Genomic DNA, 15,319 nt, shown 5'->3' with positions numbered 1-15,319 from the left:
CGCTGTTTTAGTGGTATGTTATTCTGACTGGTTCCAAAATAAAGTGGAGCGGTCAAAACATTGAAATAATGTTTTAGAGGTATGTTATTCTGAACGCTTTCAATAAGCAACTCTACTTAATTTCATTTTTTAGAACACGCAAACTCTGCGTGTTCTATTTTTATACATCGGTAAAGACTCAGTACTCAAAAATCTTCTTCATCCTTCAAACACAGCAGCGATTTCGCCATCAAAAGTCAAAACTAGTGCTTTTGCTTCTTCTTCGAGTGAGAAATTTACAATAGCAGGCGGTGTAAAGATTTTCTTTAAAAGTGATGTCCGTTCTTGCCTTTCAAATTAAATTTTGGGCTCTTTTCCGTAAAACAAATAAATACGAAAATACTCATCTTGCTTCAAAGCCCGCCGAAAAACCAGATGAATATAATTTTTATCAAACATACTCTTCTCCTTTAGATGTAATAACCTTCTCTTTGTTCTTTCAATGCTTTTTTCCAGTCTCGTCTATTGTCAAAACCAATTTGGCGGCCATAAAATCTCCACAAAAAGATGCAAAAAAGTCTCCCCAAATTTTTCAAAAAAACGTTCTTTATGCACCAGTGTTTGATAAGTCGCCCAAATGAAGGCCAACAGAACGCAAAATAAAAAATAGAAAATAATGAGCCCGACGATATAAAAAATAATTTCCTTAAAAGTCATTTCTATGCTCCAACAAAACAGTTTTCCGTATTCTCACGATTGAAATAGAACATTTATCATTTTCCTTCCGAAGCCATGAATTTTTTAATAATCTTTTCAGATTTCCCGCCAAAGCGAATCCCGGTGATATCCTCTTTTTTAATCCATGCTACGCCATCAGACGAACCTTCATCCGTATAAACTTCTAATTTAAGTCCAAATAGATCATCTTCCACAATGATTCCATTCAAGTATTCTTCCCCGCAAAGCAATTCAATCGTAGTGACTTCTCCAGAATGAAGCAAATAATCAGAAACAATCTCCATAATCGAATGTTTACGTTTTGGCGTATCACCCTTAAAAAAAGTTTCCTCATAAATCTCATTCAACGACTGACCATAAACTTCAACTGCCTTTAAGTCATTCGTCCCCATTTCAATTTTATTAATCGCTTCAATAGGAACAGCAATCCATCCTTCTAAAACCCCATCTTGCCGTCTCGCACGGAAAAGAACATCATTTTCCGTCACCGCCTCAATATAACCGGCATTATAGCTTTCAAAATCATCTCCTAAATATAGAGCTGTTAAGTGTTTTTCGTTTTGACATCCCATTAAAGCTTTATAAATAAATTTTGTACTCATTTTTATTTCTCCTTTTCATAACTATTATTTTTTCTACAGATATTTAGTTGCTATTTCAAGCTCACAGAAAGCTGACTAGTCAGCTCAGACTGTAGACAAAGTAGTGAAAAACTTTGTTTACAGTCTGAGAGTTGCTAAGCAACTCTTTTACTTCACTTAATATTTCTTCTATTAGGTTGATGGCTATACAATACCTTCCGAATCGTCTAATTCCAATATTTTGACTTGTCCTCTATTGATCGCTCTGATAAGCACATCTTTTTTCAAAGAATAGAAAGGCTCTGACATGATATCAAAGTCATCTTGATCTTCAACTTCCGCTGCATCTTCAAATTGGAAAAAAAATTCATCGTCTTCAATAAACTTAAGAGGTAATATACATTTTCTACGCAAATATGAAGTACCTGCTTCTTCTAGTGCTTTTTTGGTATTAGATGCATCCATTAACTCTCCATTAATAAAAATTCGATAATATGTTTCATATCGCATGAGTACGCTCCTAATCTCAATAACTAATTCCAAAGTTATCTCCCCTTTATTTATAATAGTGGAAATGTTGCACCTTCCTTGTCCATTTATTATAGACCACTCTCATTTTGTACTTCTTTCCATTTTTCCACATTGTTGTCGTATAAGTCTTATAAAATGGTTTCCTTTTTTTATCTTTTGTTTTCTTACCATATGTGATAGTTGCTGCTAATATATGTCGTGGCACATAACGTTTTTTATTCTGCATGTGTTTGGATGCTCCACGATTAAACTTCATCTTTTTCGCAATTTTTCTTACTTTTCTAGATTTTGCAGATTGGTAAGCTCTTTTTCCCCATTTCCCTAATTTTTGAGCGATTTTAATTTTCTTTCCACCAACAAATCCAAAAACTCCAGCTTTAGCTACACTCTTCCAACCTTTACCTGATTTATAAGCTTTATAGGCATCATATGCAGCAAACCCAGCATTAATTGCTAACCAAATCCAATGTCCATCAGGATCCACAAACATCACTGGATTATTATTCGCATAATTATACCCGTTCATTGTCTGCGGGTCATCTTCATCACCCGGATCCGGATCATAAGCCGTAAACACGCCTTGTTCAGGCTCATAATAACGAGCCATCAAATAATACTGACCTAGCTCCGCATCATACGTATATCCAGCATAGCCATAAGGATTTGCTTTCGCTTCTGTCGTTTCCGCCTTGCTCGAAAGCACATTCCCCCAAGCATCATACGCATACTCTGCCACAACTTTCCCAGCTTCATCCGTAAGCGCCACAACGTCCCCATGCGCATTATAATGATACGTCAGCGTCTTCCCATTCATCTTCATCGCAAGACGAACGTTATTATCCGAATACACATACTGCCGCGTCACTTTCCCGCTTGCATCCGTCTCATACAAGACATCAATACTATCGCCATCATAGTGGTAGTTCGTGACAACACCGTTAACCGTTTTCGATAAACGTCTGTTATCGTCATCATACGTATACGTCGCAAATGGCTTACTTTCACCCTTTTTCGTCACAGACGCCAAGCGATCGCCTGTATCCCACGCATATGCAAATTTGCCGTCACTCACACGGTTGCCATTTTCGTCATACGCCAGTGTTTCTCCATTCCAAGAAACTAACTGGTTACCTTTATTATACGATGCTGCAATCGTCTTTGTCTCGCTTCCGCTGACCGAAACTTGCGTGCGGTTTCCAAAGCCATCATACGCGTAGCTTTTCACCGTTCCGTCAGGCAAAGTTTCCTTTGCGAGTTGATTCACCGCATCATATTCATAAAGCGTCTTTCCAGACTTCTTGTTATCAATACTCGTACGATTGCTCGCCGCGTCATACGTATAACTTTCATCGAGAATTGCTTCGCCTTCCTTAGTCCCGATCGAAACATTGGTCACTTTCTGCGTGCTATCATAACTATAATTTGCAGCCGTTTCATTCCCAGCTGTATACACGCCGATGTTCCCAAATTCGTCAAACTCGAAATAAGCATTCTTGCTACCATCATTCACTCGCGTATTTTGGTCTAAATCATTGTACGCATACGTTGTTTTTGCTGTGAACGCACCATGACTGATCGAAACTGAATCCACTTTGTCTGTCTTGCCTTTGTTGCTTGCTGTTGGTTTATCCTTATACGCATAGCTGACAGAACCGCCGCGCTCCTTCACATCCGTGATCCGGTCCGCATCATCATATACTTTGTCCGTCACAAGTCCATTGACATCATCCGTTACCTTCGTCTGATTGCCATTTGGATCATATTGGAAGCGGAACGCATTTTCCCCATTCCATTTCACACCATTCACACGGTCCGCCGAATCATACGTACTTTCTGTCACACGGCCATTCGGCATCGTTGCTTTTGTTTCATTTCCAGCCGCATCATATTCATAAACAATCTTCCGGCCAAGCGCGTCAACAAATTCCGTGTTCTTATTATCTACATCATACACAAACTTGTTTTCTTGCGTCACTCCGCCTGCCGTAACAAACTTCTCCGTCGTGTTTCCGTTGTCGTCATATTTATAGGAAACCGCGGTGCCATTCGCCAGCGTTGTTTTCGTTAACGCATTGTCCGCATCATACTCGAACCGTTTTGTGTGGCCTTTTTCATCCACTTCCGTTCGTTTATTTCCATAAGCGTCATACGTAAAGCTGATTTTCCGACCTTCCTCATCGAAGCTCGCCGTCACATAATTCCCATCCGCGTCATACTCATCACGCGTTAGAACCTCGCCTTCAACGATCCGGAAATCATCAAACCAAGCTTTCCCTGTTAAAGCCCCGCGGAACATTACATTGAGCTTGATTTCCTTGATTGGCTTCGTCGGCCTTACAACTACCGCACCACGGTTCCAATCATTCGTTCCAAGTGGAAGAGGCGCCTGCACGTATTCTTTCGTACCATCTTGGTACATCACGTCGCCCCAAACCGAATAATCTTTCACCATGTTGCTTGTTGAGCCATTTGCTTTCACATTTTCTGATTTGGACATCCCAGTAATCGTAACCGGTTTCGCTGCTTTTTGATTCAGTTTCACAAGCTGCCCAAGATAAGCCGGGGCATCTGTTGTCGCTTTTCGCTCCATTTGAACCGCACTATCGCCACTTGAAGATTCTGTATCGACAACGCTTAGCGCAACTTGCGAAGCATTTCCAGTTCGCGTCCAACCAGCCGCTGTTTGATTGGTATGATCTTCAAAGCTTCCATTTAAAGCTGGGTTAAAACTCGAAGAAGAACTTCCCTTTTCAAATTGAACTTTATCATACCAAACAGTTCCACGACCTTTTCCAGCAGCAGTTTGTTCATTTTGAAGATAAAGAACCACTTGTCGCGTTGCCTTCGACGTTTTAAACGTGAATTGACGTTTCACCCAACCGCTATTACTTTTGATTGAAGTTGGTCTATTGGATGCCCAAACGCCAGCATCCGTAATATCTTTTCCACTTGCATCTTTTTTACGAGCAATCAGCATACCATCTGATTTCGTCATATTCTCGGCTTTCGTCCAAGCACTAAACGTATACGTCGTTTCCGGCTCTACATCTACCCACTGAACCCCAGACGTATAACCCCGATCCGTATTTAATGCTTCACTGACAATCTTGAGCGCCCCGCTTCCGCCAAGCGCACCAGGAGCACTTTGTGACGCATCATGACTGATCGTTCCCTTGCCATTAAATTCCGTTTTCGCCCAGTTCGTAATTCCTTCTTCAAAACCACTGTTTTTCACAAGATTATGAGCTGCGGCAAGTTCGCCACTACCCCGAACTGCATTTCCATAAGCATCATATTGCGTCGCAGATGAACGATTTGCTTCCGTTTGTAGCGTTTCCGAAACTGCGTCAGCCCCGTCATAGGCAACCGTCGTCTTCCGCCCTTCCGTATCCGTTTCAGAAGTTACATCATTGTTCTTATTGTACGTAAATTTCTCCGTCCCATAAGGATCCGTTGTTTCAATAATGTTCCCATCCGCATCATACTTATACGTCTCCGCTTGCCCTTTCGGACTCACTTCCTTGATCAAATTATTCGATTCATACGTATAACTTGTCGTAAGTTTCAAACCATCCGCATCGACAATTTCCTTCCGCGGGTTTCCAGCATCATTGTACTCATAAACTGTCTTTTTCTTCTTCTCATTCGTTAAAGTTGCCGTTTGCGCTTCCTCGTCATACACAATCCCCGTTTTCTTTCCAACCGGATCAGTAATCCCAACAAGTTTTTTATCTTCATAGTCAAACGTCGTCTGATACGGCTTTTCTTCCGTGTGCTTCGGATCATAAATCGCCGTCAAATTACCGTCCGTATAGCCATAACGATATAACTTCCCACGCGCCGTCGAAGAACTCATAAGCTCTTGCTTGTCGTTATAAGTGTAAGTGATCATCCGTCCTTCTGGCCCAGTCAATTTCGAAATCAAACCGTCCTGATACGTAAAATTCACCGTCCGCCCAGAAGCATCCTTCACACCCGTAAGCAAACCGCTCGAATAGAGATAGCTAAGCACATTTCCGCTCGTATCCTTCTCAGAAGCTAGCCTTCCATCAGCCAAGAACCGTGTTTCTGATTTATCCTCTTCAATCTTAAGATAGCCTTCCGCCGTCTTTGAAAGCTCCGAATAAATCCCAGCCGGCGCCACATACTTGTTATCCTTCTTCTTAAAGCGGTGCGACTTTTTATCGGATTCCACCCAAAGAACATCACCATTTGGCTCTTCAATCAGTTTCTCCTCAAGCGTACTTGTCCAGCCATACCCAAACAAGCCAATTTGCTCATCTTGACTGTTGAACGTCCGGTCAATATTAATACTTGGACCACGACCTTCAATATTAAAATCCGTTTCATGGAATAAGAAGTTTCCATTCGTCGCGTTGACTTCCCCGCCACGAACCGGAATGCTCATCCAATAATCCGACATTCCAAGTTGTTTATTTAAAACTTCAGGAATTTGCGGAGTAGCTGGTTCCGATTTGATACTTTCCTTGTGATTTCCTGCTTTTTGATAAGAAACAATCCGGAACCAGTAATTTTTCCGATCTTGATACACGCCGCCAGAATTTTTATAAACAGGAGATGGATCTCTTGCGAGTTCAGTTCCCTTCCCATCTGTATGAAGCGTCCATTCACCTGCTTCAATTTCAGCTTTTGTTGGCCAAATTCCTTTCCCTTGCGTTGTCCATTTCGTGACATTCCCGACATCAAAAGTTTGATTGACTTTTCCATTAAACATCAAAACTTTATAACCATCTGCGAGCGGATCTTTATCCCAGTTTAGTTCCACATAACCCGAATTCTTACTCGCTAAATTCGAATAAGCTTTTGCATTTGGAATCTTTTGTTTTTCAAGCGGCAAATAATTACTCGTCACATCCGAATAAGGGCTTTCGCCGCCCGGATAAATGGCCCGCACACGAATCGTATAACGCGTTTGATTACGGAACCAAGAAGACCCATAATATTCGAATCCATTTTCATAAAAAGGGCGTGGATCTGTCACAAATTCTTGCCCTTTACCATCTTGATGGTATTCAAAAGCGCCTGCATTAATTTCCGCTTGCGTTGGGAAAATTTTCTTTCCTTTCGAAGTCCAGCTTGTGTTCTTTCCAGCCGAAAAGAAAAAGTCCTCCTTTCCGTTGTTGAAAATCACTTCATAGCCTGTCGCTCCAGCTACTGCTGGCCAAGAAACATCGAAATACCCCGTTCCAGTTCCTTCCCCATTCGAGAAAGCCTGTACAGTCGGCTTTGCAGGTTTATTATACGAATAAGTCACTTCGAGATACGGATAATTCGTATTATTCTCCGAAGCCACAATTTTTTTCCAGTAATTCTGATCAATATTCGTTCCAAGTCTAAATCCATAGTTTGAGCGCGTTCCACTTGCCCAAGCTTGAACCGTCCCTGTCACATCTGCAGCTGCCCATTGCCCGCGGCCAACACTAACTTGTCCAATTCGCAGCGCTTTTGGCTGATTATTCCAGTTTACTTGCCACGGTGACCAGTTGGCAGACGTTTCATATACCCAGATATCATTCTTAAGCGTCGGCGACATGTGCCAAATATTGTACATCTTAAGTGTAGCTTTCGAAATCGTCGCCTTTTGCAAAGTGGACGTATCCATCTTGAGGAATGCCCCATTATTCCCCGTGCTATTATCCCATTTTCCCAGTTTTAACGTGTATGCATTCTGGCCGAGATCCCATAATTTACTTCCAATATTATTTTCCGTTGGTCTCGCCGAATTGACATTAGCATTATAAATTTCATCCAAACGAATCGACGGATCCACATAAACCGGATAAACGCGTTTCTCATCGCGAAGCCAGTCCATATCCACTTTTAACTCAAGTTGATAAACGGTTTTGGTCAACTTTTTCAATTCAAAATATGACTGATCAGTCGTTGCCGCTTCTCCAGTTTTTTCGTCCATATTGGAATCAGCCAAAATAGGCTTTGGTAGTGTATATTTTATTTTTCCTGCCGCATCACGGAAAACCACATCGCCATTTTCTTCTTTCGTAACCGCAAGTTTCGTTTCAATTTGATAAACATACGTATCGGCTTCTGTCTGTTCTTGCAAAACTAAATCTTCTTTCACCGAACGATTAAAAGTAAGATGACGTAAATCTGTTTTCGGCAAAACCTCTTGATAAGTCACTTCATTTTCTTTAAAATTTGCCGTTTGGTCTTGAACGTCAATTTCTTTTTCTCCTTGTTTAGCTCCCTTTAAAGCAAAAACAGCTTCCGCACCAGGCTCCGTTAATTTCTGGTAAGCCCCGTTGTCCATTTTTTCTAAAAATTCTATCTCTAATTTCGTTTGCTTAGGCTGAATGACGTCCGATTGATCTTCTTGTTCTAACACCGGATCCATTTATTTGAGCTTACCATCTTCCTCCATGTGAATGGGTTCCGAAAAAATCTGCTTGGTAAAACTCCCATCGTGATTGTCAAAAACCTTTTCATTCTCTGTTCTTTCGTTCACCACTTCTGTCGGCTTTTCAGTTCCCTTTTTCGGTTCTGCTTTTTCTTTTTGTGGTGCAGGATCTGATTCAGCTTTCCCTTCATAAGGTGGAATCAACGAAAAAACCAAACTTGCTGCCATCAAACTTAGCAACCCTTTTTTAAGATTTTTCTTCATCCTTGTCTCCTTTTTGAGTAATTTATTTTCTTGAAGCTAATCCAAACTCGCTTCTCCATCTTAAAACGCTCAAAGAGTTTCCCTGTAAAAAAAGCAGTATAGCTCCCAACTATACTGCTTTTATCAATCCCTTTGAAATCCAATTATAGCATGTGCCCAGCAAAAAAGATGTGAAAACTTTTTGAATTTTAGTTTACAGAATTTAAGTGTTTTCCAAAAAATACTGGACGAAAGGTCGCTTATGTGATAAAATTTCAGGTTTTTATATTTAATCTCCCACCTAATAAACATTTGTTCTTTCTGGTAAAAACTAGCATTTTGTACAAATAAAAACCCCTTCCATCAATCAAGAAGAGGTTTTTCATTTATTCCGCTTTACGCTCACGGGTTGTGAACATTGATTTCTGGTAATTAAATCGAATCGAAAGAACCAATCCGAGTGCCATCATATTTCCAAGCAAGGCACTTCCCCCGTAACTTACAAATGGAAGTGGAATCCCTGTAATCGGAAGTAAGCCAATGTTCATGCCCACATTTTCTAAAACGTGGAACATAAGCATCATCACAACGCCTGTACAAATATACGAATAAAATGGAACATTGATATCTAGCGCCACACGGATGATTTGGTAAATTAATAAGAAATATAACGCTAGCAAGATACTTGCTCCGATAAAGCCATAATCCCCGCCAATGACGGTGAAGATAAAGTCATTGTGGTTTTCTGGGATGGAAATCGCATTGTATCCAGCACCATTTCCCGATATTTGTCCCGAACCGATCGCCGTCATCGCTCGCAAGACTTGGTATCCTCCGCCTTGTGGATCCGTTTCTGGATTGATCCAAGTTGTGATCCGCTCAAATTGATACGGCTTGAAACCTAGCTTGATTAGCCAGCTTTGGTGATTGATAACCATCCAAATTGCGGCTGCACCAACTGTGAAAATCGAGCCGAAAATTGGCACGATGATCTTCCAGGTTATCCCAGATACGAGTATCATCCCGGAAGCAATCGCAATGAAGACAAGCGCCGTTCCAAGGTCAGGCTGAAGCATGATGAGCGCCATCGGTGGCAGCATGATAAGTGCCATCTTGATCAGCAAAAGAAAATCATATTTGACAGTGTGAATCTGGTGTTTCTTGTTGTGGCTCATAATCACTCGCGCAAGCACGATAATCATAATGACTTTTACAATTTCTGACGGCTGAATGCTTCCTAAGAATGGAATGATAATCCAGCTTTTCGCGCCTTTTACTTCCCTACCAAACATCAAAACGAAAATTAAAGTAAGTAAGCCAAAGCCATAAAAATAGTAAGCCCATTTGGTTAATTTTTCATAATCGAGTTGCATCATCACAATAATGGCAAAGGTGCTGACAACATACCACACGCCTTGTTTGACAACAAAGTTCGCATTGTATTGCTCATTGGTGAGCTGTGCACTGTAAATTGAAATTAAACTGATGATACAAAGTAGCATTAGCGTGAGTACAATCCCGTAGTCAATCCGCCCCGCCATCTTATTTTGTTGGTTCATTCCTTACGCTCCTAACTGATTAGGCTGCAAGCTAAAACAAAATTCCCCTTGCTTCCAAAAACAGCAAATTCAAAACTCAACTTCTATCTTATCATAAATCCTCATGCTGCGTAAAAACATCTTTCTACATTATAATCAAGTTCGCACTAGATAGGAAGTATTTTCATCAAATTCTAATTTAAAGTTTTTTATAAGAAACGAGTTGATAAAATTGGACGAATCGAAACTTTCCCCTCAAGTTCGGTCACCGCGGCGCGAATTTGAAAGACCTTTTCAAGAAAAGGTTCAGTCAAAACTTCATGCGGTGTTCCTGCTGAAACGATTTTCCCATCCGAACAAGCAATAATCCGGTCGCTATAAAGCGCGGCTTGGTTTAAATCATGCAACACGAGTACAATCGTAATTCCGTATTCCTTATTCAAATTTCTAAGCAAATCAAGCAGTTCAAGCTGATGCGAGATGTCTAAATAAGTGGTCGGCTCATCCAGCAATAAAACAGGCGTCTTTTGAGCAAGTGCCATCGCAAGCCAAGCACGCTGTTTCTCGCCGCCTGAAAGAGTATGGAGCGGTCTGTAAGCAAGTGCTTTTAAGTTGCACACTTCGATCGCCCAGTTGATCACCGACTCATCTTCTGCCGTTAGTCGCTCAAGCCATGCTTTATGCGGCAAACGCCCGTAAGCGATCAAGTCATGCACGACAACGTCAAGCAAGCCATCTGGTGCCTGCGAAAGCATGGTCATTTCCCGTGCTAGTTTTTTCGAACTGAACTCAGGAAGATTCGTCCCATCGAGCAAAACTCGTCCGTCACTCGGTGAAAGTAATCGCATCATCAGCCTAAGAAGCGTCGATTTTCCCGATCCATTCGGTCCAATCAAAGTGGTGATTTTTCCTGTCTCAATTTGTAAAGAAAGATCGTGAATCGCAAATTCTTTTTTTCTCGAGAAGGACAATTGATCCATTTCTATTTTCATGAAGCCACCCTCCCGCGTTGTAAAAGAATTAAGAAGAATGGTGCCCCGATCATCGCTAGTAAAATCCCAACTGGTAGTTCGATCGAGCCAAACCAGCTACGCGCCGCCGTATCCGCAAACGCAACGAGCAAGGCTCCGCCAATTGCTGAAAGTGGCAAGAGATAGCGGTAATCATTTCCAATAATTAAACGGAAAATATGCGGCACAACGAGTCCAACGAAGCCGATTAAGCCCGCCACACTTACCGCGACACCGCTCAAGAAAGCCGCTAGCATGATGATGAAAAAGCGATGTTTTTCAACACCATAGCCGAGTAATTTGGCAGCATCATCGCCAAGCATCAACACATTAGAAGAACGAACGGCAAACACGCTTAGTACAAAGCCGGCAAGCATATACGGCCAAATCAGTTCCAAATGATACCAACTCTTCCCAGATAGCGTTCCTGTCATCCAAGAAATCACACTTTGGACGCGGTTCGAATAAAGCACCATCACACCAGAAGTCATCGCGGAAATAAACGCATTGATCGCAACGCCCGATAGAATCACTCGCAGCGGCGAAACGCCTTTATCCCAAGCGACTAAGTAGATGAGAAGCGCCGTTCCAAATGCCCCGAGAAATGCGCCAAGTGGAACAAGCCCTGAAAGCGCGGGAAAAACGATCGTCATGATGATCGCAACTAGGCCGCCACCAGCCGAAACGCCAATGACTCCCGGATCAGCTAGCGGATTTCGCATCACACCTTGAAGTAAGCAGCCTGCGATCGCAAGTGCCGCTCCGACGAGAAAGGCAATCAAAATACGCGGGAGCCGCAAGTTAAATACTAGTTGGTCTGAAAGCGCACTCCCGTTTCCTGTTAAACTTTGCCAAACCTCAGCGTAGCTTAGCTTTACAGAGCCGGTCGTGAGACTGTAGAAAAATACGACAACAAGGAGAACTAAAACGATGATGAAAGACAAAAAACGTCGTCTTGCCCTTGGATCCTTGCCGCTACTCATTTTCTCACCTGATTCAGTTTATCCGTCATTAGAGCAAGTGCCTCATCAATCCGAAGCCCCGGATTTGTCCCAAAAAGATCGGCTGGGAGCACGACAATTTGATCGTTTTTCACAGCTGATGTGGAATTCCAAGCTTGATTTTGCTTCATTTCCTTTTTAAAAGCCGCTTCCGTTTCCTTTTCGTCGCCTCCATGGATCATGAGAAAGATAATTTCAGGATCAGCCGAAACAATTTTTTCAACATTTAGCGCCGCGTATTGCGGGAAGTTTTCAACTCCCTTAAAATCTTTCGCGACATTGATTCCGCCCGCTTTTTCAAGCACATCACCGCTCAGTGAAGTTGGAAGTGCCGCATAATTACTACCTGGTGCACCAAGAACGAGGAGTGCGCGCACTTTATTTTGCGGGGCTTTTTGTTCCGCATTTTTTTCGTTTTGCGTAATTTCGGCGTTCAATTTCTCCGCCTTCTTCGGTTGCCCTACTAATTCGCCAAGGATTTCCGTTTGCTTCTTGATATCCGTTATTGAATTAGCGCCCGTCAAAATCACCTTTGCGCCAAGCGATTCAAGCGCTGGTACATCCTTCAAATTCTGCTCCGAGCTTGCCACGATCGCATCCGGGGCTGTCGCAGCAATCTTCTCTAAATTAAGATCATGCGTGTTTCCCACTTCCGTGACTTTTTTCAGCGCATCCGCTTCAACCCCGCTTGCATCCTGAGTTTGCCGCCCAACAACCGTTGTTCCTAGTGCATATAAAATATTCATATCCGAATTTGTGAGCGCAACAATTCGCTTCGGTTTTTCTTCAAACTCAACCGTTCTTCCTGCCATATCTTTAATCGTCAAAACTGCTTTCTTGCTCGCTTGTTTTTCATCCGAAGCCTTTTTTGTGGTTTCCCCACTTGCCCCGCACGCTGCAAGAAGCAAAACGACGATGAAAATTACTCCTAAATAAGCCTTTTTCATAGTGTCCTCCCTCAGGTTTTCTGTTATATTTATTGTACTAGAAATTCCCAATTTATTCAAAAAGATAATTGAGAATAATTTTCATTTGAGGAGGAGTTTTTTCATGGCTATTATTGATTTTCAGTTCCTTTCGAATACACTTGCAACAACCACCTCGATTTCCATTCTACTTCCCGAGCAAGAAGACTGGTGGAGTGGCGGCAACAAAACGACTTATCCAACGCTTTACTTACTTCACGGTTTGTCCAACAACCATACGACTTACGTTCGAAACACGAACATCGAGCGCTATGCAACCGAAAAAGGAGTGGCTGTTGTCATTCCGTCATTCGATCACAGCTTTTACAGCAACATGGCATACGGACACCGCTATTTTGACTATTTCACGAAAGAACTGCTCCCTCTACTACCAACACTTTTCCCTCTTGCGCAAGAACGAGAGAAAACCTTTGTTGCCGGTCATTCGATGGGAGGTTATGGTGCCTTTAAAATGGCTCTTTCCTGCCCAGATCGCTTTTCCAAAGCAGCAAGCATGTCCGGTGTAATGGATATCGACTACATTTTACATCACCCGTTTGATAATTTCTCCGTAGAAGCCATAACCGGCGGCAAAAAAACGCTACACGGAACACCAAGCGACCTTTATCATCTCATTCGCAAAAACAAAAAGAGTCAAATCGAGCTTCCAGAACTTTATCAAACTTGCGGCACCGAAGATTTTCTTTATGAGGATAACCTAGCCTTTCGTGACTTCCTACAATCAGAAAACATCCAATCAACATATACCGAAGCGCCTGGCGAACATGACTTTAAATTTTGGGATAAAAGCATCCAAAACGTATTGGAGTGGCTCTAATGCTTGACTTTCTTTTACCACTTCTTTTAATTGGATTTGGCATTTATTTCCGATTCTTCACACCCAAAAGTCAAACAAGTGCCCTCGCTTACCGCACAAAGGCAAGCTTAAAAAGCTCAGCACATTTTAAAGCCGCGCATCGCTATTTAGGCTTACTTTGGATTGCATTCGGCGCTTTTTCTATATGTCTTTATCTCATTTTACTTTTCATTCCAATGGGTTTTCTTATACGCAGCAGTTTGTTTTTTTTCATCGTCATCCTGCTCGCTTTACTTTCCATTTTGCAAACAGAAAAATATTTGGCGAAACAGTAAAACCAGAAACAGCCGAAAGTTCCGGCTGTTTCTGGTTTTACTGACAATTAATTTCAATTTAAAATGCCTTTCCTTCTAAATTGTGCTTCCTTAATCATTTCATACCAATCGACTTATAAGTAGCGATATGTACAAATGGTGAAACAGAAGTAAATTGATCTTCTTCCCAAGGTACTTTTTTATCTAAATTTTGAATCAAATGATTCATTAAATTTGGATGATTTTTAATGAGCGGACTATGAGGTTCTGGCGTTGGCATCACAAGCAAGTGACTTTCAATCTCAAATTTTTCTTGAAGTTTACGATGAAAATTCGTAATGGCTTTAAATCCGTAATCCCGTACACCTGTAAAATAAAAAAAAGTGGGTTTCTTATCTCTTCCTTCTAGTTCATTCAAAATCATCTGATTTTCAAAAATAGTTTTGACTTGCTTCTCAAATATTGGATCATTATTAAAGAAGAGTGCGCGACCGCTTGCCCCAAACGCATCCGTAGAAATTTTCAAATCTGGAACCATCGTAAATACTTTCTCCACTTCCGGGCAGTGAAGCGCAAGAATGATTGCACCTGCACCTCCTTTTGAACTTCCCACTACATATACATGCTTATAATGATGCTTTTGAATAAATTTTGAAAGCGCAAGGCTTAATTCTTGATAAATAAACTGGCCATGGTCAAATAAGTACCACCCATATAAGCTCGAGTAATAATCTTGAAGATAAAAATAATCTCTTTCTTTATTTCGCTCCGATACCTTCCTAAAATGATAGTAACCATGCAAAGTTTTAACCGCTTGATCTGAAATTTCACCTCGCATCACTTTATCTGCATAGGCTTCATTGGTTTTTGTGAAAACACCTTGTAAAATAACGATTAACGTATCCGAATGGTTGTTAATATGTTCCCCTCGTAATTGAACAGCCATCTGCTCGACCCTTTCTTTCAAAAATTGATAAAAATATCACTTTATAAATTCATAGTAGCATAGATTTTTTTTCTATTTGTGACAACTTTTAGGCATTTGCCGTGCTTTTCATAACCTTGGTTCATTCAATTTTTCACTCATTTAAAAATTAACGATAAACATTAAAAATACATTGATTATTATTAACATCCTGCTATACTAAAAGAAAAGTCTAGTGGTAATAAGTCAAGCTGAACTTTTAAATTATTTTCAAGGAAAAACTAATTTTTGAGCGCACTGA

Annotated in this window: 10 protein-coding genes and 1 pseudogene; 2 read left to right on the top strand and 9 right to left on the bottom strand. The window is 41.3% G+C overall.

Annotated elements, in window-relative coordinates; all coding sequences use genetic code 11:
- Window positions 1-752 precede the first annotated feature (752 nt).
- From HCK02_RS06640 to HCK02_RS06610, 8 genes and pseudogenes are all read right to left on the bottom strand, one after another.
- Complete coding sequence (locus HCK02_RS06640; protein ID WP_167629293.1) at window positions 753-1,319, bottom strand: hypothetical protein; 567 nt, start codon at window positions 1,317-1,319, stop codon at window positions 753-755.
- Between the two features lie 183 nt (window positions 1,320-1,502).
- Window positions 1,503-1,841: a hypothetical protein gene (locus tag HCK02_RS06635; protein ID WP_167629301.1), complete on the bottom strand. Its 339-nt coding sequence runs from the start codon at window positions 1,839-1,841 to the stop codon at window positions 1,503-1,505.
- 235 nt (window positions 1,842-2,076) lie between these two features.
- Window positions 2,077-8,202 (bottom strand): annotated as a pseudogene (locus HCK02_RS06630) (DNRLRE domain-containing protein); the annotation flags it as partial.
- Entirely contained in the window at window positions 8,203-8,469 is a 267-nt protein-coding gene (locus HCK02_RS14095; protein WP_246215542.1) for a hypothetical protein, read from the bottom strand.
- A gap of 365 nt (window positions 8,470-8,834) precedes the next feature.
- Entirely contained in the window at window positions 8,835-10,007 is a 1,173-nt protein-coding gene (gene rodA, locus HCK02_RS06625) for a rod shape-determining protein RodA (RefSeq protein WP_167629300.1), read from the bottom strand.
- Window positions 10,008-10,195: 188 nt separating this feature from the next.
- Complete coding sequence (locus HCK02_RS06620; RefSeq protein WP_167629299.1) at window positions 10,196-10,978, bottom strand: ABC transporter ATP-binding protein; 783 nt, start codon at window positions 10,976-10,978, stop codon at window positions 10,196-10,198.
- Window positions 10,975-11,979, bottom strand: a complete 1,005-nt coding sequence (locus HCK02_RS06615) for a FecCD family ABC transporter permease (RefSeq protein ID WP_167629298.1) — start codon at window positions 11,977-11,979, stop codon at window positions 10,975-10,977. The genes HCK02_RS06620 and HCK02_RS06615 overlap by 4 nt, the downstream gene beginning before the upstream one ends.
- Window positions 11,976-12,944 (bottom strand): ABC transporter substrate-binding protein, encoded by a 969-nt coding sequence (locus HCK02_RS06610; protein ID WP_167629297.1) that lies wholly within the window; start codon window positions 12,942-12,944, stop codon window positions 11,976-11,978. Before HCK02_RS06610 ends, HCK02_RS06615 begins: the two co-directional genes overlap by 4 nt.
- A gap of 103 nt (window positions 12,945-13,047) precedes the next feature.
- Between HCK02_RS06610 and HCK02_RS06605 the strand changes: the two genes are divergently transcribed.
- Both HCK02_RS06605 and HCK02_RS06600 read left to right on the top strand, forming a co-directional pair.
- On the top strand, window positions 13,048-13,800 hold the full coding sequence (locus HCK02_RS06605; protein ID WP_167629296.1) for an alpha/beta hydrolase: 753 nt from the start codon (window positions 13,048-13,050) through the stop codon (window positions 13,798-13,800).
- Window positions 13,800-14,114 carry an SdpI family protein gene (locus tag HCK02_RS06600; protein ID WP_167629295.1) on the top strand — a complete coding sequence of 105 codons (315 nt, stop codon included), beginning with the start codon at window positions 13,800-13,802 and terminating at the stop codon, window positions 14,112-14,114. Before HCK02_RS06605 ends, HCK02_RS06600 begins: the two co-directional genes overlap by 1 nt.
- Window positions 14,115-14,208: 94 nt before the next feature.
- Here the strand turns inward: HCK02_RS06600 and HCK02_RS06595 are convergent, their stop codons facing one another.
- Window positions 14,209-15,039 (bottom strand): hypothetical protein, encoded by an 831-nt coding sequence (locus HCK02_RS06595; RefSeq protein WP_167629294.1) that lies wholly within the window; start codon window positions 15,037-15,039, stop codon window positions 14,209-14,211.
- Between the last annotated feature and the right edge of the window lie 280 nt (window positions 15,040-15,319).

The organism is Listeria valentina (assembly GCF_011800755.1).
Taxonomy (GTDB): Bacteria; Bacillota; Bacilli; order Lactobacillales; family Listeriaceae; genus Listeria; species Listeria valentina.
The sequence above is the reverse complement of the archived record's forward strand: the minus strand, read 5'-3'. Positions and strand labels throughout refer to the sequence as shown.

Coding starts and splice junctions, on each gene's coding strand:
- HCK02_RS06640 (WP_167629293.1), bottom strand. CDS start 1,319: ATGAGTACAAAATTTATTTATAAAGCTTTAATGGGATGTCAAAACGAA.
- HCK02_RS14095 (WP_246215542.1), bottom strand. CDS start 8,469: ATGAAGAAAAATCTTAAAAAAGGGTTGCTAAGTTTGATGGCAGCAAGT.
- rodA (WP_167629300.1), bottom strand. CDS start 10,007: ATGAACCAACAAAATAAGATGGCGGGGCGGATTGACTACGGGATTGTA.
- HCK02_RS06620 (WP_167629299.1), bottom strand. CDS start 10,978: ATGAAAATAGAAATGGATCAATTGTCCTTCTCGAGAAAAAAAGAATTT.
- HCK02_RS06615 (WP_167629298.1), bottom strand. CDS start 11,979: ATGAGTAGCGGCAAGGATCCAAGGGCAAGACGACGTTTTTTGTCTTTC.
- HCK02_RS06610 (WP_167629297.1), bottom strand. CDS start 12,944: ATGAAAAAGGCTTATTTAGGAGTAATTTTCATCGTCGTTTTGCTTCTT.
- HCK02_RS06605 (WP_167629296.1), top strand. CDS start 13,048: ATGGCTATTATTGATTTTCAGTTCCTTTCGAATACACTTGCAACAACC.
- HCK02_RS06600 (WP_167629295.1), top strand. CDS start 13,800: ATGCTTGACTTTCTTTTACCACTTCTTTTAATTGGATTTGGCATTTAT.
- HCK02_RS06595 (WP_167629294.1), bottom strand. CDS start 15,039: ATGGCTGTTCAATTACGAGGGGAACATATTAACAACCATTCGGATACG.